The sequence below is a fragment of the Actinoplanes sp. NPDC023936 genome, from assembly GCF_040639325.1.
In the GTDB taxonomy this organism is placed as follows: Bacteria; Actinomycetota; Actinomycetes; order Mycobacteriales; family Micromonosporaceae; genus Actinoplanes.
This window is the reverse complement of the sequence record NZ_JBEZZR010000005.1, coordinates 252,068-271,801: the sequence shown is the minus strand read 5'-3', so window position 1 is coordinate 271,801 and position 19,734 is coordinate 252,068. Positions and strand designations below refer to the sequence as shown.

15 protein-coding genes and 1 tRNA gene are annotated in these 19,734 nt (G+C 72.1%); 9 read left to right on the top strand and 7 right to left on the bottom strand.

Annotation, left to right across the window (positions count from 1 at the left end; all coding sequences use genetic code 11):
* The first annotated feature begins 118 nt into the window (after positions 1-118).
* From adhP to AB0F72_RS09880, 4 genes are read left to right on the top strand one after another with little or no spacing between them, the layout of a single operon-like run.
* Positions 119-1,129, top strand: a complete 1,011-nt coding sequence (adhP, locus tag AB0F72_RS09895) for an alcohol dehydrogenase AdhP (protein ID WP_360428136.1) — start codon at positions 119-121, stop codon at positions 1,127-1,129.
* 13 nt (positions 1,130-1,142) lie between these two features.
* Positions 1,143-3,368, top strand: a complete 2,226-nt coding sequence (pflB, locus tag AB0F72_RS09890) for a formate C-acetyltransferase (RefSeq protein WP_360428133.1) — start codon at positions 1,143-1,145, stop codon at positions 3,366-3,368.
* Entirely contained in the window at positions 3,368-4,108 is a 741-nt protein-coding gene (gene pflA / locus AB0F72_RS09885; RefSeq protein ID WP_360428130.1) for a pyruvate formate-lyase-activating protein, read from the top strand. The genes pflB and pflA overlap by 1 nt, the downstream gene beginning before the upstream one ends.
* The gene (locus tag AB0F72_RS09880; RefSeq protein WP_360428374.1) at positions 4,105-5,268 is read left to right on the top strand and encodes a lycopene cyclase family protein; all 1,164 of its coding nucleotides are present in this window, start codon (positions 4,105-4,107) and stop codon (positions 5,266-5,268) included. Before pflA ends, AB0F72_RS09880 begins: the two co-directional genes overlap by 4 nt.
* 516 nt (positions 5,269-5,784) lie before the next feature.
* On the opposite strand, the gene AB0F72_RS09875 is transcribed toward AB0F72_RS09880, so the two are convergent.
* Positions 5,785-8,910 (bottom strand): BTAD domain-containing putative transcriptional regulator, encoded by a 3,126-nt coding sequence (locus tag AB0F72_RS09875; protein WP_360428127.1) that lies wholly within the window; start codon positions 8,908-8,910, stop codon positions 5,785-5,787.
* Between the two features lie 132 nt (positions 8,911-9,042).
* Between AB0F72_RS09875 and AB0F72_RS09870 the strand changes: the two genes are divergently transcribed.
* On the top strand, positions 9,043-9,735 hold the full coding sequence (locus AB0F72_RS09870) for a hypothetical protein (protein ID WP_360428124.1): 693 nt from the start codon (positions 9,043-9,045) through the stop codon (positions 9,733-9,735).
* A 67-nt stretch (positions 9,736-9,802) separates the two neighbouring features.
* Here AB0F72_RS09870 and AB0F72_RS09865 read toward each other — a convergent pair whose 3' ends face one another.
* A complete protein-coding gene (locus AB0F72_RS09865) occupies positions 9,803-11,149 on the bottom strand; it encodes an alpha/beta hydrolase (RefSeq protein WP_360428121.1) in 1,347 nt (448 codons plus the stop codon).
* Between the two features lie 131 nt (positions 11,150-11,280).
* On the opposite strand from AB0F72_RS09865, the gene AB0F72_RS09860 reads away from it, so the two are divergent.
* From AB0F72_RS09860 to AB0F72_RS09850, 3 genes are all read left to right on the top strand, one after another.
* Positions 11,281-11,796 (top strand): VanZ family protein, encoded by a 516-nt coding sequence (locus AB0F72_RS09860; protein WP_360428118.1) that lies wholly within the window; start codon positions 11,281-11,283, stop codon positions 11,794-11,796.
* Between the two features lie 65 nt (positions 11,797-11,861).
* Positions 11,862-12,551 carry a hypothetical protein gene (locus AB0F72_RS09855; RefSeq protein WP_360428115.1) on the top strand — a complete coding sequence of 230 codons (690 nt, stop codon included), beginning with the start codon at positions 11,862-11,864 and terminating at the stop codon, positions 12,549-12,551.
* A gap of 70 nt (positions 12,552-12,621) precedes the next feature.
* Complete coding sequence (locus AB0F72_RS09850) at positions 12,622-13,239, top strand: hypothetical protein (protein WP_360428113.1); 618 nt, start codon at positions 12,622-12,624, stop codon at positions 13,237-13,239.
* A 141-nt stretch (positions 13,240-13,380) separates the two neighbouring features.
* Here AB0F72_RS09850 and selB read toward each other — a convergent pair whose 3' ends face one another.
* From selB to AB0F72_RS09835, 3 genes are all read right to left on the bottom strand, one after another.
* On the bottom strand, positions 13,381-15,132 hold the full coding sequence (selB, locus tag AB0F72_RS09845; protein ID WP_360428110.1) for a selenocysteine-specific translation elongation factor: 1,752 nt from the start codon (positions 15,130-15,132) through the stop codon (positions 13,381-13,383).
* Positions 15,120-16,436, bottom strand: coding sequence for an L-seryl-tRNA(Sec) selenium transferase (selA, locus tag AB0F72_RS09840; protein WP_360428107.1), 1,317 nt, complete (start codon positions 16,434-16,436; stop codon positions 15,120-15,122). The genes selB and selA overlap by 13 nt, the downstream gene beginning before the upstream one ends.
* Before the next feature lie 25 nt (positions 16,437-16,461).
* A tRNA-Sec gene (locus tag AB0F72_RS09835) sits at positions 16,462-16,557 on the bottom strand.
* An 86-nt stretch (positions 16,558-16,643) separates the two neighbouring features.
* On the opposite strand from AB0F72_RS09835, the gene selD reads away from it, so the two are divergent.
* A complete protein-coding gene (gene selD, locus AB0F72_RS09830) occupies positions 16,644-17,657 on the top strand; it encodes a selenide, water dikinase SelD (protein ID WP_360428105.1) in 1,014 nt (337 codons plus the stop codon).
* Between the two features lie 223 nt (positions 17,658-17,880).
* Here selD and AB0F72_RS09825 read toward each other — a convergent pair whose 3' ends face one another.
* Positions 17,881-18,537, bottom strand: a complete 657-nt coding sequence (locus tag AB0F72_RS09825) for a haloacid dehalogenase-like hydrolase (protein WP_360428102.1) — start codon at positions 18,535-18,537, stop codon at positions 17,881-17,883.
* Between the two features lie 129 nt (positions 18,538-18,666).
* On the bottom strand, positions 18,667-19,686 hold the full coding sequence (locus AB0F72_RS09820; protein ID WP_360428099.1) for a Glu/Leu/Phe/Val dehydrogenase dimerization domain-containing protein: 1,020 nt from the start codon (positions 19,684-19,686) through the stop codon (positions 18,667-18,669).
* Positions 19,687-19,734 lie beyond the last annotated feature (48 nt).

Genomic DNA, 19,734 nt, shown 5'->3' with positions numbered 1-19,734 from the left:
TGTACCCGCGGGCTGTGCGCCCGGTTCAGTACGCCCGGTTCAGTCGGGACTTACGGCCCTGACCGGACGGGCGGCCGGGGAGAAGGCTGAAGGTGACACGAACGAGGGAAGTGACGACATGCGCGCAGCGGTGGTGACCAGCTTCGATCAGCCCCTGGTGGTCCGGGAGGTGCCTCTGCCCACTCCGGGTGAAGGACAGATCCGGGTACGGGTCGAAGCGAGCGGACTCTGCCACACCGATATCCACGCCGCTCAGGGCGACTGGCCGGTGAAGCCCAATCCGCCGTTCATTCCCGGTCACGAGGGTGTCGGGATCATCGAGGAGCTGGGTGCCGGCGTGACGCAGCTGAGCGTCGGCGACCGGGTCGCGGTGCCGTGGCTGGGATACGCCTGCGGCACCTGCGAGTACTGCGTCGACGGCTGGGAGACGCTCTGCGAGTCGCAGCTGAACACGGGCTATGCGATCGACGGCGGGCACGCGGAGTTCCTGGTGGCCGACGCGCGCTACGTGATCACGGTGCCGGACGGCATCGACCCGGCCGAGGCGGCGCCACTCACGTGCGCCGGGGTCACCACGTACAAAGCGGTCAAGGTTGGTGGCGTGGCGCCCGGCGACCGGGTGGCGATCTTCGGGATCGGCGGCCTGGGACACCTGGCGCAGCAGTACGCGCAGATCTTCGGCGGGGAGACGATCGCGGTCGACGTGACCGAGGAGAAGCTGGCTCTGGCCCGGGATCTGGGCGCGGCGCACACGGTGAACGCGGCCGAAACTGATCCCGTTGCCGCGATCCAGGCGCTGGGTGGCGCGGACGTCGCGGTGGTCCTCGCGGCGAGCCCGAAGGTCCTCGAACAGGCGCACGCGTCGCTGCGGCGCGGCGGCCGGCTGGTGCTGGTGTCGCTGCCGAAGGACAACGCGATGTCGCTGCCGATCTTCGAGACGGTGCTGAAGGGGATCCGGGTGATCGGGTCGATCGTCGGCACCCGCAAGGATCTCGCCGAGGTGTTCCGGCTGCACGCCGCCGGGCGGACCAGGGTGCTCTACGAGACCCGGAAGCTCGACGAGATCAACACCGCGATCGACGACGTGCTCGCGAGCCGCGTACCGGCCCGCCTCGTCCTCATTCCGTGAAAAGGAGCCGATCATGCAAGCGTGGCGAGGCTTCGCCGGTGCGAGCTGGCGGGACAGCATCGACGTCGGCGCGTTCCTGCGGGACAACGTGGAGCCGTACCTCGGTGACGCGGGTTTCCTGGCCGGGCCGACGCAGCGCACCGAGCGGATCTGGCAGCAGCTGCAGGGGATGTTCGTCGAGGAGCGCCGGCGCGGGATCTACGACGTGGACGCGCACACCCCGTCGAGCATCACCGCGCACGAGCCGGGCTATCTGGACGCGGACGCCGAGCTGATCGTCGGGTTGCAGACCAACGCGCCGCTGCGCCGCGCGATCATGCCGGCCGGCGGGTTGCGCATGGTGCGTCAAGGGCTTGCCGCGTACGGCTACAGCCTGGACGAACGTGTCGCGGAGGTCTTCACCCGGTACCGCAAGACCCACAACGACGGCGTGTTCGACGCCTACCCGCAATCCGTCCTCGCCGCCCGCCGCTCGCACGTGATCACCGGGTTGCCGGACGCGTACGGCCGTGGCCGGATCATCGGCGACTACCGGCGGGTGGCCCTCTACGGCGTGGACCGGTTGATCGCCGAGCGCCGCGCCCTCAAGGACGCCCTGGACGGACGGCTGTCGTCGGAGGACGTGGTCCGCGACCGGGAGGAGCTGGCCGAGCAGATCCGCGCGCTGCAGGAGCTGCGGTTCATGGCGGAGAAGTACGGCTACGACATCTCCGGTCCGGCGACGACCGGCCGCGAGGCGATCCAGTGGCTGTACTTCGCGTACCTGGCCGCGACGAAGGAGCAGAACGGCGCGGCCATGTCGCTGGGCCGCACGGCCAGTTTCGTCGACGTCTACCTGCAGCGTGACCTGGCCGAGGGGACGATCACCGAGGAGCAGGCGCAGGAGCTCGTCGACGACTTCGTGATCAAGCTGCGGATCATCCGGTTCCTGCGGACACCGGAGTACGACGAGCTGTTCTCCGGCGACCCGACGTGGGTGACCGAGTCGCTCGGCGGGATCGACGCGGACGGGCGGCCGCTGGTCACCCGGACCAGCTTCCGGTACCTGCAGACGCTCTACAACCTGGGGCCGGCTCCCGAGCCGAACCTGACGGTGCTCTGGTCGCCGTCGCTGCCGGAGGGTTTCAAGCGGTTCTGCGCACAGGTCTCGATGGACACCAGCGCGATCCAGTACGAGAACGACGACCTGATCCGGCCGGTGTACAGCGACGACACGGCGATCGCGTGCTGCGTGTCAGCGATGCGGGTCGGCAAGGACATGCAGTTCTTCGGCGCGCGGGCGAACCTGGCGAAGGCGTTGCTCTACGCGATCAACGGCGGCCGTGACGAGATCAGTGGTGACGTCGTGGCGCCCGGGTTGACTGCGATCAATGTTGACGTTCTGGACTATGCGGACGTGTTGACTGCACTGGACAAGACGCTCGACTGGCTTGCGGAAGTTTATGTTGACGCGCTCAATGTCATCCACTACATGCATGACAAATATGCATACGAACGTCTGGAGATGGCACTCCACGACTATCCCGTCAACAGGTTCCTCGCGACCGGCATAGCGGGACTGTCCGTGGCCGTCGACAGCCTGTCGGCCATCAAGTACGCGCAGGTGAAAGTGCTGCGTGACGAGACCGGCCTCGCGGTGGACTACCAGGTCGACGGGACGTTCCCGACGTACGGCAACAACGACGACCGGGCCGACGCGATCGCCGTGGACCTGGTCGAGCGGTTCATGGCGAAGATCCGGCGGCAGCCGGCGTACCGGGGCGCCACGCCGACCCTGTCGGTGCTGACCATCACGTCGAACGTGGTGTACGGCAAGCACACCGGCAACACGCCGGACGGCCGGCGTGCCGGTGAGCCGTTCGCGCCCGGCGCGAACCCGATGAACGGCCGGGACAAGCACGGCCTGGTCGCGGCGGCGCTGTCGGTGGCAAAGCTGCCGTACGCCTCGGCGCGCGACGGCATCTCGCTGACCACCACCGTCACGCCGGACGGCCTCGGGCACTCCCGGGACGAGCGGATCGGCAACCTGGTCGGGGTGCTCGACGGGTACACCGACGCGGGTGGCTTCCACCTCAACGTCAACGTGCTGAACCGGGCGACCCTGGAGGACGCGATGACCCACCCGGAGAAGTATCCGCAGCTGACCATCCGGGTCTCCGGGTACGCGGTGAACTTCGTCCGGCTCACCACCGAACAGCAGCGCGACGTCATCTCGCGCACCTTCCACGGCGCGCTGTGATGCTCCGGGAGCTGACCGGTTCCGTCCACTCGTTCGACGTGTCGACCGGGGTGGACGGGCCGGGCACCCGGTTCGTGGCGTTCCTCGCCGGATGCCCGCTGCGCTGCCAGTACTGCCACAGCCCGGACACCTGGTACCGGCGGTCCGGCACGCCCACCACCCCGGACCAGCTGCTCGCCCAGATCCGCCGCTACGAGCGGTTCATCAAGGTCGCCGGCGGCGGGGTGACGATCAGCGGCGGGGAGCCGCTGCAGCAGCCCGCGTTCGTGCGGGACGTGCTGCGGCGGTGCACTGAGCTGGGCCTGCACACCGCCGTCGACACCAGTGGATATCTCGGCGACCGGGCCGACGACGATCTGCTCGACGTGACCGACCTCGTGCTGCTGGACATCAAGTCGGGAGATCCGGGGACCTATCGTTCGGTCACCCGGACCGGCCGGCTCGCGCCCACCGTGCGCTTCGCGCACCGGCTCGCGGACCGAGGACTGCCCATTTGGGTACGGTTCGTGCTCGTCCCCGGTCTGACGGACGCCCCGGAGAACGTCGAGGCGGTGGCCGCGATCGCCGCGTCGGTGCCGACCGTGCAACGGGTCGAGGTGTTGCCGTTCCACCGGCTCGGCGCGGCCAAGTACGCGGCACTGGGACTGGACTTCCCCCTCGCCACGACGGAGGCGCCGACGCCGGAGCTGATCGACCGCGTGCGGGGACAGTTTCGCGATCATGGACTGTGCGTATTCTGAGGCCGGTGGAGGTTGATCTCGCACTGGTCGGCTACGGCGGCGCCGCGGCGCTGGTCCTCGCCGCGCTGACCAGGGCCGGCGTGACGGACCTGCGGGTCGCGGTGATCGACCCGGTTCCCGGCGTCAAGCCGCGGACCTGGGCGTACTGGACCGGAGCCGTCGACGACCTCGATCCGGTCCTGGACGCCCAGTGGTCCGGCGTGGATCTCTTCGGGCCGTCGGGACGCCGGCAGCGGATCGAGCTGAGCCCCCTGCGGTACGCGATGGTCCGCTCCGAGCCGGTCTTCCGGCTCGCCGCCGAGGCCGCCGAGCGGCTGCACGCCCGGACCGTGGTGGCGAACGTCGAACGGCTGGCCGACGACGGCGCCGGCGTCGACGTGATCGACGAGGGCGGCGCCACCGTCGTCCGGGCCCGCTGGGTTCTCGACTCCCGGCCGGCGAAACCGGTCACGCCCGGCCGCACCTTCTGGTTGCAGCACTTCCGCGGCTGGTGGGTGCGCTCCGCCGAGGAGATCTTCGACCCGGCGTCGGCGGTGCTGATGGACTTCCGGACCCCGCAGCCGGCCCGCGGGGTGTCGTTCGGCTACGTGCTGCCGACCGGTCCTCGCACCGCCCTGATCGAGTACACCGAGTTCTCCCCGAACCGGCTGGACGACCAGGGCTATGACGGGGCGCTCCGGGCGTACATGGAGCAATGGGGTTTTGCGAATGTGATCGTCGACGAGGTGGAGGACGGCGCGATCCCGATGACCGACGCGCGGTTCGACCCGAGGCCGTCGGCGCGGGTGGTGCGGATCGGGACGGCGGGCGGGGCGACGCGGCCGTCGACCGGGTACACGTTCTCGGCGATGCGACGGCAGGCCACGGAGATCGCTCGGCTGATCAAATCCGGTCGTGATCCGGTTCCGGCGGCCGCCTATCCACGTCGGCACCTGTGGATGGACGCGGTCGCGCTGCGGGCCTGGGACGGTGGGCTGGTGTCCGCGCCGGAGTTCTTCGAGCGGCTCTTTCTGCGCAATCCGCCGGATCGGGTGCTGCGCTTCCTCGACGGGCGGACGTCGCCGGCCGAGGAGCTGGCCCTGATGGCGTCGACGCCGCTGGTGCCGATGTCGCGGGCGGCCGCTAATGTGGGCGTTTCGTCACTTCTGCGGCGTTTATAGGCGCGGCCGGAGCTTCGGGTCGGCGAGCCGTTCCAGCAGATCATCGGTGCCGGGCACGGGCTTACACGGCGTCACGCTGGTCACGCTGGTCACGCTGGTCACACTGGTCACACTGGTCACGCTGGGTCACCGGAATCGGTGGAGCGCTGCTGCTTTGCGTCATTCTGTGGGGCGTGGGGCGTCCGCAGGTATCCGGAAAGCGCCGCCTTCACCCCCGATGCCGGCACGCCGGGTGACGATCACGGACGTCGGCAGCGCGCCGCTGACCCGAACTCCACACGCTCGGCGACATCACCGCCTGCGTGTGAATCTGAGGCGCGCCTCGCACCCGAACTCCACACGCTCGGCGACATCACCGCCTGCGTGTGAATCTGAGGCGCGTCCCGCACCCGAACTCCACACCCCATGGCACGCTTCCAAGATTGCGCACGGAAAGCGGCGGCGGGGCACGCTGATCAGGAGATACACGAACGCCGGGGAGACCGCCACAGCCCCACCGCGGGCCTGCGGCGTTCGCTAGCGGCGGGTGCCCGCCAGCTCCGCCTGCCTCAGCACGATTCGCGTCGCCGGCTCCGGCGTCGCGCCCAGCGTGCTCAGTGTCTCCCGGACCCGGCACACCACCCGGCCCAGCGCCACCGGGTCGCGCCGCTGGGTCTCCGCCGCGAGCAGCAGGCGCATGCAGCGTTCGGCGTACGGCTCGGCGGCCAGTGCCCGGCGGGCCAGCTCGGCGGCGGCTGCGGTGTCGCCCTCGGCGAGGCGGCGTTCGCCCAGCGTGAGGGCGGCCTCGGTGAGGTCGGCGAGCACCCCCGCCGTGAGGCCGTCGAAGCCGATCAGGTCGGTGAGCGGGTCGCCGCGCCACAACCGGACGGCGGCGGTCAGGGAGGTGTCGGCGGCTGCCGGGTCGCCGCGGCTGCGGGCCGCGTCCGCCTCCGCCAGGTGATCCCGCAGGTCGGCCAGGTCGACGGTGAGGGCCTTGGAGCGCACCAGCCGGACCCGGGATCTGTCGCAGCGCAGGTGGTCGGGGCCGAGTGCCTGCCGCAGGTAGGTGAGGGTGACCCGCAGGTTGCGGGCGGCCGCAGCCGGGTCCAGGTCGGGCCAGAGCAGGTCCATCAGGCGGTCGCGGTCCAGTTCGCCGGTGACGGCCAGGACCGTGAGCAGCTGGCGGACCCGGCGGCGGCGCAGTTCGACGGGGCGGCCGTCGACCAGGACCCGCAGCGGGCCGAGGACGGCGACCACGGTGGTCGAGGACGGCGTCACCGGAACGGCGGCGAGCAACTGCCGCGCCCCGGAATCCAGCAACCGCCGCGCCCGGCAAACGTCTGACGCCCCGGAATCCGGCGACTGCCGCGCCGGACGAGCGGCTCGCGCCCCGGAATCCGGCGACTGCCGGTCGGCCACCGAGCGCAGGGCGTCGTGGGCGCGCCGGCCCAGGTGATCGACCAGCCACTGGAACAGCTGGCGGCCGAACGGCAGGCCCGCGCCCGCGGCGTGGGCGGCCAGCTCCACCGCCCACGGCAGGGGCAGAGCGATGAGCACGGTCTCCGGGGTCACACCGGCCATCGAAGGCGTCACATCGGCCGCCGAAACCGTCACACCGACCATCGAAGCCGTCGCGCCGGCCGCCGAAGCCGTCACGCCGGCCGAGGTCAAGCGGCCGGCCCGGGCCGCGAGAAACAGCCGGGCCACCTCACGGACCCGCTGGTGAGCCGGGCCGAGCGGCGCGGAGTCCCAGGCGCGGCGGGCCGGTGGGGACAGCACATACCCGTACCCGGGGAAGCGCCGGAGATGCACCGCCGCAACCGGATCGCCCAGCGGATGCTCGTCGACGAAGGCGGCGAGCAGCGCGCGGGCCGCCTCCTCGTCGCCGTTCAGGATCGCCCGGGCGGCCGCGGCCGTGGCCAGCATCGCGGCGTCGCGGGTGTCGTCGCCGAGGCCGCTCGCCGCGAGCTGGGCCCAGGAGTGTTCGAGGGCCGGCCGGTCGCCGAGGGAGGCGGCGACGACGGTGGCGAAGGCGAGGAAGTTGTACCGGTAGCGATCGTTGGCGTCGGACTCCGGCAGGTGGGCGGGACGGTCCGGGGAGTGCGCGGCGGGCAGCAGGTCGCTGGGGTCGCCGGCCATCCAGCGGGCGAGCTGCGGCATCCGGCGGACGTGCGCGTACGGCGACGTGGCCAGGTGCTTCTGAGCGATCACCGCCGCCTCGTCGGCCCGGCCGGCCAGCAGCAGGAGGTACACGTGGAACCGTACGATGATCTTGCCGGGCTGTTGATCCACGTCGTCGGACGAGAGCGCCTCGACCAGCGCGAGGGCGTCGTCGATCGACCCCATCAGCTCGAAGATGGCGCCGCGCACCCCGGCCATCAGCAGCCGCAGGGTGGGCTCCTCGTCGGCGCCGGGCAGGTCGAGCGACTCCTGGAACAACTCGGCGAGCCGGTTCTCGTCGCCGCGGGCGTGCGCGGCGATCGTCGCGAGGCTCAGCGCCGCGGTCTTCACCCGCGGGTCGCCGTCCCGGAAGGCCTCGTCCACGATGCCGTCCACCTCACGGTCGCCGGCCCGCGAGGCGTAGCGGGTGGCGGCGGTGAGCAGCCGCAACCCCGGCCGCCCGTGCTCGCTCTCGGCCACCGCGGCCAGCCAGCGCACGCCGGTGTCCTGCGGGAACGTCGCCAGCGTCGAGGCGACCAGCACGGTGGCGGCGCGGTCCAGCAGGTCCACGTCCCCGGCCTCGATCGCGATGCTGCCGGCCCGCAGCGCGTCACCGCGGTCCAGCAGCAGGCCGGCGGCGTGCGCGCGGACGGCGGCCACCTGCGCGGCCGGGAGCAGCCTGGTCAGCGCGTCGGTCCACAGGTGGTGCGCCCGGATCCGGCCGTCGCCGAAGCGGGCCACCAGCGGAACCCGGTCCAGCAGATCGGAGGCGTCGGCGGAACCGAGCATGGCGAGGTAGAGCAGCGCTTCGCGGTCGGCGGGGCTGAGACCGCTGACCACCTCCTCCCAGAGGTAGTCCCGGGCCACCCCGGGCGGCGCCGCGAGCGTGAGCCGGACCAGCGCGGGCCAGCCGCCGAGACCGGCCACGTCGGCGGCGGCGCGGTCGGCATGCCCGGCGGCCTGCGCGAGTTCGCCGTCGTCGAACGCGAGATCGGCCTGGTGGAAGCAGCGGATCAGCTCGGCGGCGTGCAGCCGGGCCAGCGGCGCGGCCGGCAGGCGCCGCCCACTGAGCAGCAGATGCGCGCCGGCCGGCAGGTGCCGCACCAGGTCCGCGATCAGCCGTTCGCCGGACGACCCGGCCGGGATCTCGTGACAGTCGTCGAGGAACAGGCACGTCTCGATCGGCGACGCGGCCCGCAGCGCTTCCAGGACCGCGTCGAGCGGCGCGACCGCCGGGGCCGGCACGTCGAACGCGCGGCAGACGGCGGCGGCCAGGCGGCGCGCGTCCTCGTCACCCGGTTCGCAGGTCACCCACGCCTCGACGCCGCGCGGATCGGCGGCGTGCCGCCGCATCGCCTGGGCCAGGGCGGTCGACTTGCCGAAGCCGGGACCCGCGACGACGGTCGTGACCGGGACGTCCCAGCGCGCGGCGAGACGGTCGATCAGCCGGGCCCGCAGGATCTCGCCGCTGATGGCCCGTGGTGGCCCGCCGGGAAGTCGCACCCCTTCATCTCGCGCCCGGCCCGGAGGCGGAACAACCGTCGAGTCGCGTAGGTGACTGACGGTTTGTGGCTAACGAACCGCTAACGGCGCCCGGCGAACCTTCTCCCATCCAATGTTCTAAGGAGAGGGAAAATGGCCGAGACACGAGTAGGCAAACACACGTTCGTCTACAACGGGGAGCGCTACTTCCGGGACAAGTCCGAGGATCTCGTGATGTGCTCGTACGGCGAGAAGGAGGACCAGCTCGGTTCGCGGGCCAGCCTGAACGTCAACGACCACGTCGACCGGGCGCTGCTCAAGGGCAAGGTCCACTACGTCACCACGGCGGAGATCGACTGGCAGCGGCAGGCCAAGGCGGAGGTGGAGGCCGACGGCGCGCTGAAGTACTTCACCGCCCAGGCGTCCGGCACGGCGGCGTTCTCCTACGAGCGCGCCAAGTCCGCGAAGCTGAAGCTGGCCAAGTTCGTGATCGACGAGGGTCCGCTGCAGACCCTGCTCAACCAGGACGCCACCAGGGCCCGCAAGTTCCTGGACACCGAGCGCGCCGACGGCCGGATCGTGTCGACGATCTGGGTGGTCGTCGAGGGCGAGATCGCGGAGTCGTTCGCGGCGGCCGGCAAGTCCACCGGCGCGATCGAGGCGGAGGTGCTGTCTGCGGTCAAGATGCGGCTCACCGTGAAGAAGAAGGGCAGCGCCAGCGGCACCACGACGATCGTGTGGGAGCCGGGAACGACGTTCGCCTACCTGATGCACAAGGTCGGCAAATGGAACAAGGACCGCACCCGGATCGAGGAACTGGTCATCGACGCCAAGGGCCTCAGCTGACAGGACTCGCCGCCGGCTGTGCCGGCGGCGAGCTCATTTCCCGGGGTACGGGCTCAGCACACGCCCGTCAGTTGTCGTCTATCTCGATGCTCACCCGGTGCTCGTCGGAGCGCCACGCCGGGACCGGCAGGTGGGTCCAGCCGTCGCTGCGGGACTTCGCGACGATCGAGACCGTGCCACGCGCCGGGATGAACAGGTCCAGCCCGGTCATGAACGTGATGGCGAAGAACTCCGGCAGCGGCGCCGACAGGTCGGTGACGCGATCGCTGCCGTCGTCGAAGGCGAAGACGCCGATCACCCGCTTGACCCGGGGCGCGTTGGCGGCGTTGAGCACCTGCCGCCCGTTGATCCACAGCTGGTCGCCGGCCGTGCCCTGGTCGCCCCACCACTCCTTCTGGCGCTGGAACGTCAGGGCCGTGTGCCGCTCGCTCGTGTCGACGAGCGCGCCGATGCCCTCACCGGGCCGGCTGGTGAGCAGCCGGACGAGGGTGTCGGTGCGCTGGAACGGTTCGAAGTAGAAGTGGTGGGTGGCCTGCCCGGGACGGACCAGGGCGAACTCGTACCGGGCCCGGGGGTTGACCGGAACCGGGGCGAACGCGCCGTCGGCGGCCACCTGACGCACGTGCGCCGGCCGTTTCGACAGCCGCCGGCCGTTGCGCGGGTCGAGCCGGTACACCTCCACCGTCGCGTCCTCGGCCGCGGCGTTGCTGGGGAAGAGCACGGCCCGGCCGGAGACCTGCGGATGGCGGTCCGCGACGATCGCCGTGGTGCGCGGGTCGTGGCCGCGGAAGAAGCGGTAGAACTCGCGGAACGTCTCCACCGACGACACCGTCTGGGTGTGCGACTGGTCGGGGAAGGAGACGTTGGTGGCGCCGGCGACGGCACGGGCCGGGTCGCCCTCACCCCAGATCGCCAGCGTCGGCACGCCGCCGGGCAGCGCCGCGGCGGGCCGGCCGTCCAGGTTGACGTAGTGGGCGACCCGCGCGGCCCGGGCCGGTGAGCTGTTCAGATAGCCCTGCATCACGAACGTGCCGAGCGAGTGCGCGAGCAGGTCGACCTTGTCGGCGCCGGATGCGGCGAGCAGCCGGTCGATGCGGGCGTCGAGTCCGGCGTAGACCTGCGGCAGGATGGTGGCGATGTTCGGCGAGTCGTACTCGTGCGCCTCGATGAGCCGCGCCGGGTACCCGTTGCTGGCCAGGCGCTTGGCCTGGGTGCGGAACTGCATGGCGGAGCCGGCGCTGCCGTGCACGAACACGACGGGCCGGAGGTTCTCGGCCGGTTTTTCCGTCGCTGCTGCCGTTGCTGCGGTGGCCGATGTCGCTGTCGCTGTGGCTGTTGCTGGGGCGGACAGGCCACCGGCGCCGAGGACGACACCGGTGAGCAGGGCGAAGAGTTTTCGGCGGGCAATCAACACTGATCCTCCCGATCGATGACGGTGGTTATCGCACTCTAGGTGCAAATACTGATGGTCGCTATGACTTTCGGCCGATGCGATCGGCCGGCGGCCAGATGTGGGCGGGGGCCGCCGGAGTCGATCATGAGGACATGTCCGGCACCCAGACCCAGATCCCCGCTCTGCCCGTTCTCGTCCCGCTCGCCGTGATGCTCTTCGCCGCCGTGGGGTGGCGGCTGCGCCGCACACCGGGGCGGCTGCTGCTCGGCGCCGCCGCGGTCGCGTACGCCCTGGCGGTCGTCGCCGTGACACTGCTCCCGCTGCAGATCGCGACCGGCGACTACGCCAACCAGATCCCCTGGTACGAGAAGGGCAACTGGCTGCCGGTGATCACCATCGACGTGGTCACGTTCGTGGCCAACATCGTGATGTTCGTTCCGCTCGGGGTGCTGCTGGCGCTCGGGGACCGCACCCGCACCGCGGGGAACGTCGCGCGGATCGCGCTGGCCTGCAGCGCCGCCGTCGAGATCGTTCAGTTCGTGACGAACGTGCTGGTCAGCAGCGGCCGGCAGGCCGACGTGAACGACCTGATCGCGAACACGCTCGGCGGTGTGCTCGGCTTCCTCGCCTGGCGCGCGATCTCGGTTAGAGTGGTGTCGGCCACCTGATCCACAAGGGTCCGAAGCGTCTCGACTAGCATTTGCTGCGTTCGGCAAGCGTGAGGCGAGGCGACATGCGGTTTCTCCGGCTCGGGCTGCGCAAGCGGCGCGTCCAGCACGATCCCGCCCGGCAGCAGGCGCTGCTGCAGGACGTCCGGCAACAGTTCGGAACCCACCTGACCACCCCCTACGGCGACCAGTCGGCGCAGCTCACCGAGCTGCTCGTCGGCACCGACGGCCTGCTGGTCGCCACCGAGATCCTGCGTGAGTTCGCCGAGAGCGCCCACGCCTCCGTCGTCGTGCAGGCCGCCGGGCTCGGCCTGGTCGCCGACCGGACCAACTACCGCACGCTGTGGAAGACCGCGGGCAAGCGGCTGCGCTCCCCGCTGTTCGAGCAGGCCCTGCACCCGTACATCCAGGTCACCGCGGCGGTCAACGCGCTGGGCGCACACGCCCGGCAGACGGTCCGGATCACCGACGCCGAGCAGCTGCTGAGCCACGTCTTCGAGGTGCTCGACCTGACCGTCGCCGGCTGGCAGTACGGCCGGGTGCTGGTCGACACGCACGGCGCCGAGCTGGCCGCCGGGCTGATCACCACGGCCACCGAGCTGCGCAACGCGATGGACGACCCGCCGCCGCTGCCGCCGCCGGTCCGCGAGCAGATGCGCTCCAACGCCAGCGTCGACGTGCTCGACCCGGCCGCCAGCCTCTTCGTCGGCCAGTGGAACCCGGGCAAGCAGATGCGGGAATCACTTCTCGCGTAGAAGTTTTCCTTCACCGGCGGGCGGCCCGGCCGATCTTCGGGCTCGTTGCGGACGGAAAGGAATCCCCCCAATGACCCAGACATCAGCACGTGGTGTGCCGATGCGCGACGACCGCTGGCAACCCCAGGACGAGTTGCTCAACAGCGTCATCGACAAGTGCATCGACGAGGCGTATCGGACCGCCGCCGCCGACAAGGGCGGCAGTCCGGTCATGGTCGCCGGCGCCATGGTGCTCGCCGTCATCGGCCTGATCATCGGCTTCGGCACCGGCGATCCGCTGCTGACCGCCGGCATCGTCGTGGCGCTCGCCCTGGCCGGGTTCGGCTTCGCAGCGCTGAACACCCCCGCGGTACGGGTGAACAAGCTGTCGGTCCTCGACCCGATCGGCGGGCCCGGCAACCTGCCCGCCGGGTACCTGGTCTACCCGAAGGCGTGGGAGGCCGGCATGCGCGAGTACGTCGCCCCGATCACCGACCAGCAGTTCCGCCTCGCGGTGCGGCTGTGCCGGCAGCACCCCGGTTCGGTCTCCGACGTGATCCGCCTGGTGAAGCGGGCCGAGAAGCACGCCGCCCAGCACTCCGGCGGCGAGGCCGTCACCGAAGCCGACGCGTTCAAGGTGGCGTCGCGGTGGACGAACGAGCACGCCCGCAATTCCCCGACGATGGTGATGCGGGTCGCTGCCCGGTAGAGCCCTCCGGCCGGGACGGCAGTGCCCTCCGGCCGGGACGGCAGTGGCGCGAAAGGCGCGCTGCGGCCCGGCTCCGCAGGTGGTCGCGTGGTACTCCACGGGACGGACCGGCTGCCCTTGTGGGCAGCCGGTCTCGTACATTCATGGTTGTTTTTCGGTAGTCACCCGGCGGTCGTCGGGGAGCCGGCGGGTGAGGCCTTCGCGATCGAGGAGTTCGAGGAGCGGGACGGCTACCCGGCGGGTCGTCCGGAGGGCGTTCTTGGCCTCGCTCATGGTGAACGGCTGGGGCAGGCCGGCGAGGATCTCGGCGGCTCGGGCGGGCGCCTCGGGCGGCAGGACCACCGTGTCGGCCAGGCGGATCAGCAGGCCGGCGCGGCTGGCGGCGGCGAGTTGCCGCGGGCCGAGGCCGAGTTCGACGAGCCGGTTCACCTCCGGGGCGGCGAACAGGTCCGCCCCGTCGAACGCCCGATCTATCGCCTTTATCAGGATTTCGGGGATCTCGGGGTTTCCTGTCGTGACTCGTCCCGAGCGACTGGTAAGGGGTGGGCGGATCAGGGCCTCCACCAGCGCACGGTCGGGGAGATCGAGGCGATGGCGGAGGGCCTCCAGCGGGGCGCCGGCCTCCAGCGGCTGCTCCGCGGCGTAACTCCTGACCTCGTCGATCAGCCGCTGGTGCAGCGACGCCCAGTGCTCCGGGTCGGCGAGCCACTCCCCCGCCACCGGCGTGATCACGCCGGCCGGCACACCCATGCTCTCCAGCTCGGCGCGGGAGATCAGCCTGCGGCGGCGCAGCTCGGCCACCGGGTCCGCGGCGCCGTCCATGCCGGCGAGCTGTTCGGCCCGCGCGGCGGCGGCGCCCCGGCGGGTCAGGGCGGGCGGGGCGACGTCGAGGAGTGTGACACCGCCGGCCACGTGATGCCGTCCCGGATCCCGGATCAGGGCCCGGTCGCCGATCCGCAGCGGCAGCGGGCGGGACAGCCGCAGCCGCGCCGTGTCCGGGCCGAGCGGGCGGACCGCCACCGGCACCGCCGCCGAGCCGATGTGCAGCATGATCGTGGCGGGCAGGCCGGTGGCCGGATCCCCGTGCACCCGGACGTCGATCAGGTCGGTGTGCCGGAACCGTCCCGGCGTCAGCAGGGCGGTGCCCCGGGTGATCGCGCCGCGGTCGGTTCCGCGCAGGTTGACCGCCACCCGGGCGACGGCCTCGACCCGGTCGACGGGGCTCCCGAGCGTCTGCAGGCCGCGGATCCGCACCCTCGTCCCGACCAGTTCCAGCTCGTCGCCCTTGGTCAGCACGCCGCCGCCGAGGGTGCCGGTCACCACCGTGCCGGCCCCCTTGATCGTGAAGGAGCGGTCGATCCAGAGCCGGACCGGTCCGCCGGTGACCGGCGGCGGCAGCCGGTCGGTGAGCCGTCGCAACGCGGCCCGCAGCGCGGGCAGGCCGGCGCCGGTACGGCCGCTGACCGTGACCGCCTCCACCGTGCCCAGCGTCGACCCCGCGATCTGCTCGGTCGCGGCGCGCAGGGCCGGGCCCGGGTCGGCGAGGTCGCAGCGGGTCACCACCAGCAGGCCGTGCCGGACGTTCAGGGCGTGCAGGGCGGCCAGGTGCTCGGCGGACTGCGGCATCCAGCCCTCGTCGGCCGCCACGACGATCATCGCGGCCGGTACCGGGCCGATGCCGGCCAGCATGTTCGGCACGAACCGCTCGTGCCCCGGCACGTCGACGAACGCGACGGCCGCGCCGGAGTCCAGGGTGGTCCAGGCGAATCCGAGGTCGATGGTCATGCCCCGGCGGCGCTCCTCGGCCCAGCGGTCGGGCTCCATGCCGGTCAGCGCACGGACGAGAGTGGACTTGCCGTGGTCGACGTGGCCCGCGGTGGCTACGACGTACATGCCGGCCCCTCGGCGGGTGCCTTCCGCTGGGCCTGCGCGGTGGCGCGGATCGCCTCGGTGAGCGGGGTGTCGGCGGCCGGCGGGACACAGCGCAGGTCGAGCAGCAGCCGGCCGCGCTCGACGCGGCCGACCACCGGCGGCTCGCCCTCGCGCAGCGGCGCCGCCCACTCCGCCGGCAGCGCCAGTGCCCAGGACGGCAGTTCCAGCTCCGGCGCCCCGCCGCCGCCGACGACCGCGGTCGCCGCGACGACCTCGCCGAAGCCGAGCCGCGCCCGGAGCGCCTCGGTACGGTCGCGCAACTCGCCGGCGTCGGCCCGGAGCGCCTGCCAGGTCGGCGTCGGCGGGCCGGCCACCGTGGCGTGCAGCGCGGCCAGGGTCAGCTTGTCGACCCGCAGCGCGCGGGCGAGCGGATGGCGGCGCAGCCGTTCGATCAGGGCGGCGTCGCCGAGCAGCAGCCCGGACTGCGGGCCGCCGAGCAGTTTGTCGCCGCTCGCGATGACCAGGCCGGCGCCGGCGCGCAGGGTGGTGGCGGCGTCCGGCTCGTCGGGCAGCAGGGGGTCGGGGTGGAGCAGTCCCGAGCCGATGTCGGCGACGACCGGCACGCCCAAGCCTGACATCTCCGATATATCGGTGGAACGGGTGAATCCTCGGATCACGAAGTTCGACGGGTGCACCTTCAGGATGAAGCCGGTCTCCGGCCCGGCGGCGTTCGCGTAGTCCGCGATCGACGTGCGGTTGGTGGTGCCGACCTCCCGCAGCCGCGCCCCCGTCGAGGCGAGCAGGTCCGGCAGCCGGAACCCGTCCCCGATCTCCACCATCTCCCCGCGACTGACGATGATCTCCCGCCCGGCGGCCAGCGCGGTGGCGGCCAGGACCAGCGCGGCAGCGCCGTTGTTGACGACGTGCACCGCCCCGGCGTCCGGCACCGCGGCGGCCAGCGCGGCGAGCACGTCACGTCCCCGGCGCGCCCGCTTGCCGCTGCGCAGGTCCAGTTCGACGTCGGTGTGCCCGGCCGCGCCGACGACCGCGTCCACGGCAGCCGGTGACAGCGCGGCACGGCCCAGGTTGGTGTGCAGCACGACGCCGGTGGCGTTGAGCACCGCCCGCATCCCCGCCGGGAGTGCCGCGACGGCGGCGTCCGCGACCGCGGCGGCCTCGATCTCCCCGGCGCGCGCCCGGCCCTGTGCGGCCAGGACCGCGGCCTTCACCGCCTGTCGCCCCAGTCGCGCGGCGGCGGCTTGCAGGCGAGGATCGGACAACACCACGTCGGTACGGGGTACCAGCCGCCGATGATCCACGCCCATGCGCCTCTCCCACCCGTGCTGGTTGTGGCGGAGGCGGACGGGAATCGAACCCGCCTGACCCGGTTACCGGGTCACGTCGGTTTTGAAGACCGCGAGGAGCACCAGCTACCTGAACGCCTCCGCCGCCCACCGTAGCCGCCCGCGTCACCGCCCGCGCGGCAGCACGCCCGCACTCGCCGGGGAATGAGCCGAGCGCGGTGACCGGACATGTGCGACAGTGCGACGGTGACGGTCCGGCTTACTCAGTTCGCGCACGGCGGTGGCTGTGCCTGCAAGATCCCGCCCGGAGAGCTGGAGGACGTGGTGTCCGGCCTGATCGGCGGCTCCGCGCCGCGCGGGCCGGGTGAGCTGCTCGTCGGCCTCGACGACGGTGACGACGCCGCGGTGGTCCGGATCGCCGCCGGTACGGCAGTGGTCGCCACCGCCGACTTTTTCACACCGGTGGTGGACGACGCCTACGACTGGGGGCGGATCGCGGCCGCCAACGCGCTCTCCGACGTCTACGCCATGGGCGGGACGCCGGTGGTGGCGGTGAACCTGCTCGGCTGGCCCCGCGAGAAACTGCCGATGGAGCTGGCCGGCGAGGTGCTGCGCGGCGGCCTGGACGTCGCTCGCGAGGCCGGCTGCCATGTCGCCGGTGGGCACAGCGTGGACGACCCGGAGCCGAAGTACGGCATGGCGGTCACCGGTGTCGCCGACCCGGCGCGGCTGATGCGCAACGACGCCGGGCGGCCCGGCATGCCGCTGACCCTCACGAAGCCGCTCGGCATCGGGGTGCTGAACAGCCGGCACAAGTCGACGGGCGAGGTGTTCCCGCAGGCCGTCGCGGCGATGACCCGGCTCAACCGGGAGGCGTCCGAAATGGCCCTGGCGAGCGGCGTGGTCTGCGCGACCGACGTGACCGGGTTCGGGCTGCTGGGGCATCTGCACAAGCTGGCCCGGGCGAGCGGGGTGACGGCCCGGATCGACGCGGCGAAGGTCCCCTATCTGGACGGCGCCCGGGAGGCGCTGAAGGACGGCTTCGTCAGCGGCGGCACCCGCCGCAATCTGGACTGGGTCCGCCCGCACCTGGACTCCGGCGGCGTGGCCGAGGACGAGCTGTTGCTGCTCGCGGACGCGCAGACCTCCGGTGGGCTGCTGGTCGCCGGCGAGATCCCCGGTCACCCGGTGATCGGTGAGCTGCTGCCCGCCCGGCCCGGCGTCACGGTGACCGTCCGCTGAAAGCGCGCTCCCCGGGTTCGGGGCGCGCGTGTGGAGTTCGGGTTCGCTCCGTGCCTAAAGTCCACACGGTCAGCGGAAACCGGGACATTGTGTGAAGTTTGGGCGCGCTCCGCACCCCAAGTCCACACACTCGGCGGGGACCGGGACATTGTGTGGAGTTTGGGCGCGCTCCGCACCCCAAGTCCACACACTCGGCGGGGACCGGGACATTGTGGAGTTCGGGTCAGCGGGCGGTTCGGGACTGCCAGGCGGCCAGAGCGGGGAGGACGGCTCGCAGGTCGGGGCTGGTCACCGCCGTGTGGGCGGCGGCCTGGGCGGCCGGGGTGGCGTTGAAGGCGATCGCCAGGCCGGCTTCGGCGAACAGGGGCAGGTCGGATCGGCTGTCGCCTACGGCGGCGCAGTGCTTCAGGCCCACGCCTAGTTCGGCCGCTACGCCGCGGGCGAAGCCGCGTTTGCCATGCTCGTCCAGGTGCTCGGCGACCTCGCCGCTGTAGCGGCCGTCGATCACCTCCAGGCGTGGGCCGCACGATCGGGCGAATCCGAACCTGTCGCACAGGTAGGCGCCGACGGCGTCCCAGGCGAGCGTGGCGAGCACCGGCACGAGGTCGTGGCGGCGGCACCACGCCAGGGTCTCCGGGATGCCGTCGACGAGTGGCAGGGAATCGAGGAAGTCGTGCACGTCGGCCGGAGTCCAGGTGGCCCAGCCGCGGGCGTCGAGGACGGAGGCCTCCTGGTTGGTGAGGGTGCCGTCGTCGTAGCGGGCCTCGGCGTCCCGGCAGAGCTCGGCGTGGCCCAGGCGGTCGGCGAGGTGCTGGCCGCTGCTGATGCCGGGAACCAGCGTCCCGTCGACGTCGAAGAAGACCGCTCCCCTGATGCGCACACCGGCAGCGTAGTGACTCGCGGCCCGGATGCGGTCCGGTGCACCGGCCCCGGTCAGCGCAGGCCGAGGAACTCACCGGCCTTCGCGCAGGTCAGCGCCGACCGACGAACGCACGGGCCTTCGTACGGGTCATCGCCGGCTGATGCGGTCGCGGGCCTTTGCGCGGGCGGCCTGCAGCGGGGTATCGCCCGTGGCGCGGGCCGTCTGCAGGATCTCGGTCAGCGTGCCGGCGATGCCCTGGATCCGGGTGGTGGCCTGCTCGGACGTCTCGTGGTGCAGTTCCACGGCTGTGGCGTGGATGATGCCACCCGCGCTGACGATGACGTCCGGGGCCCACAGGATGCCGCGCTGCTGCAACAGGGTGGCGGTCTCGTCGGCGTCGAGCTGGTTGTTGGCGGGACCGGCGATCGCGGCGCAGCGCAAGGCCGGCACCGAATCCGGGGTGAGCAGGCCGCCGAGCGCGGACGGGACGAGGACGTCGACGTCGGCGGTCAGGCAGTCCTGGGGGCTGACCCACGTCGCGCCGTCGGCGACCGCGCGGCGGCTCTCGTCGATGTCCGCGGCGATCAGGGTCGCGCCGTGCTCGGCGAGCATGCGCAGCACGTGGGCGCCGACGCGGCCGAGGCCGAGCACCGCGAAGCTGCGGGCGGTCAGGTCGGCCGAGCCGAAGCGGTCGGCGCAGAGTGCCCGGAGGGCGGCGAGGACTCCGGCGGCAGTGTGTCCGGAGGAGTCGCCGCTCCCGCCCGCCGCGACGGGACGGCAGAACGCGTACGGGGTGCGCTCGGCGATCGTGGTCATGTCGTCGGGACCGGTGCCGACGTCCGGACCGGTGGCGTACGCCCCGTCGAGGCCGGCGATCACGTCGCCGACGTCGTGCAGGACGTCCCGGCGTGCGGGCGCGTCCAGCCGTTCGCCGGGTGGGAGGACCACGACGGTCTTTCCGCCGCCGTTGGGCAGGCCTGCCAGGGCCGCCTTGTCGGACATCGCGGCGGAGAGGCGCAGCGCGTCGGTGAGGCCGTCGCGCCAGTACGGGTAGCGGGCGATCCGGCAGCCACCGATGGCCTGGCCGAGGGCTGTCGAATGCACGGCGACGATGATCGGCAGGGCGGATCGGGTGCCTCGCCGGATGACGATGGTTTCGTGTTCCACGGGTGGAACGGTAGACATCTGGACGGTACGGAACGGTCCCTGGCGAAC

What these genes read in the sequence shown, in the direction of transcription:
- adhP (WP_360428136.1), top strand. Translation starts at nt 119, where the DNA reads ATGCGCGCAGCGGTGGTGACCAGCTTCGATCAGCCCCTGGTGGTCCGG.
- pflB (WP_360428133.1), top strand. Translation starts at nt 1,143, where the DNA reads ATGCAAGCGTGGCGAGGCTTCGCCGGTGCGAGCTGGCGGGACAGCATC.
- pflA (WP_360428130.1), top strand. Translation starts at nt 3,368, where the DNA reads ATGCTCCGGGAGCTGACCGGTTCCGTCCACTCGTTCGACGTGTCGACC.
- AB0F72_RS09870 (WP_360428124.1), top strand. Translation starts at nt 9,043, where the DNA reads ATGGCCGAGACACGAGTAGGCAAACACACGTTCGTCTACAACGGGGAG.
- AB0F72_RS09860 (WP_360428118.1), top strand. Translation starts at nt 11,281, where the DNA reads ATGTCCGGCACCCAGACCCAGATCCCCGCTCTGCCCGTTCTCGTCCCG.
- AB0F72_RS09855 (WP_360428115.1), top strand. Translation starts at nt 11,862, where the DNA reads ATGCGGTTTCTCCGGCTCGGGCTGCGCAAGCGGCGCGTCCAGCACGAT.
- AB0F72_RS09850 (WP_360428113.1), top strand. Translation starts at nt 12,622, where the DNA reads ATGACCCAGACATCAGCACGTGGTGTGCCGATGCGCGACGACCGCTGG.
- selB (WP_360428110.1), bottom strand. Translation starts at nt 15,132, where the DNA reads ATGTACGTCGTAGCCACCGCGGGCCACGTCGACCACGGCAAGTCCACT.
- selA (WP_360428107.1), bottom strand. Translation starts at nt 16,436, where the DNA reads ATGGGCGTGGATCATCGGCGGCTGGTACCCCGTACCGACGTGGTGTTG.
- selD (WP_360428105.1), top strand. Translation starts at nt 16,644, where the DNA reads ATGTGCGACAGTGCGACGGTGACGGTCCGGCTTACTCAGTTCGCGCAC.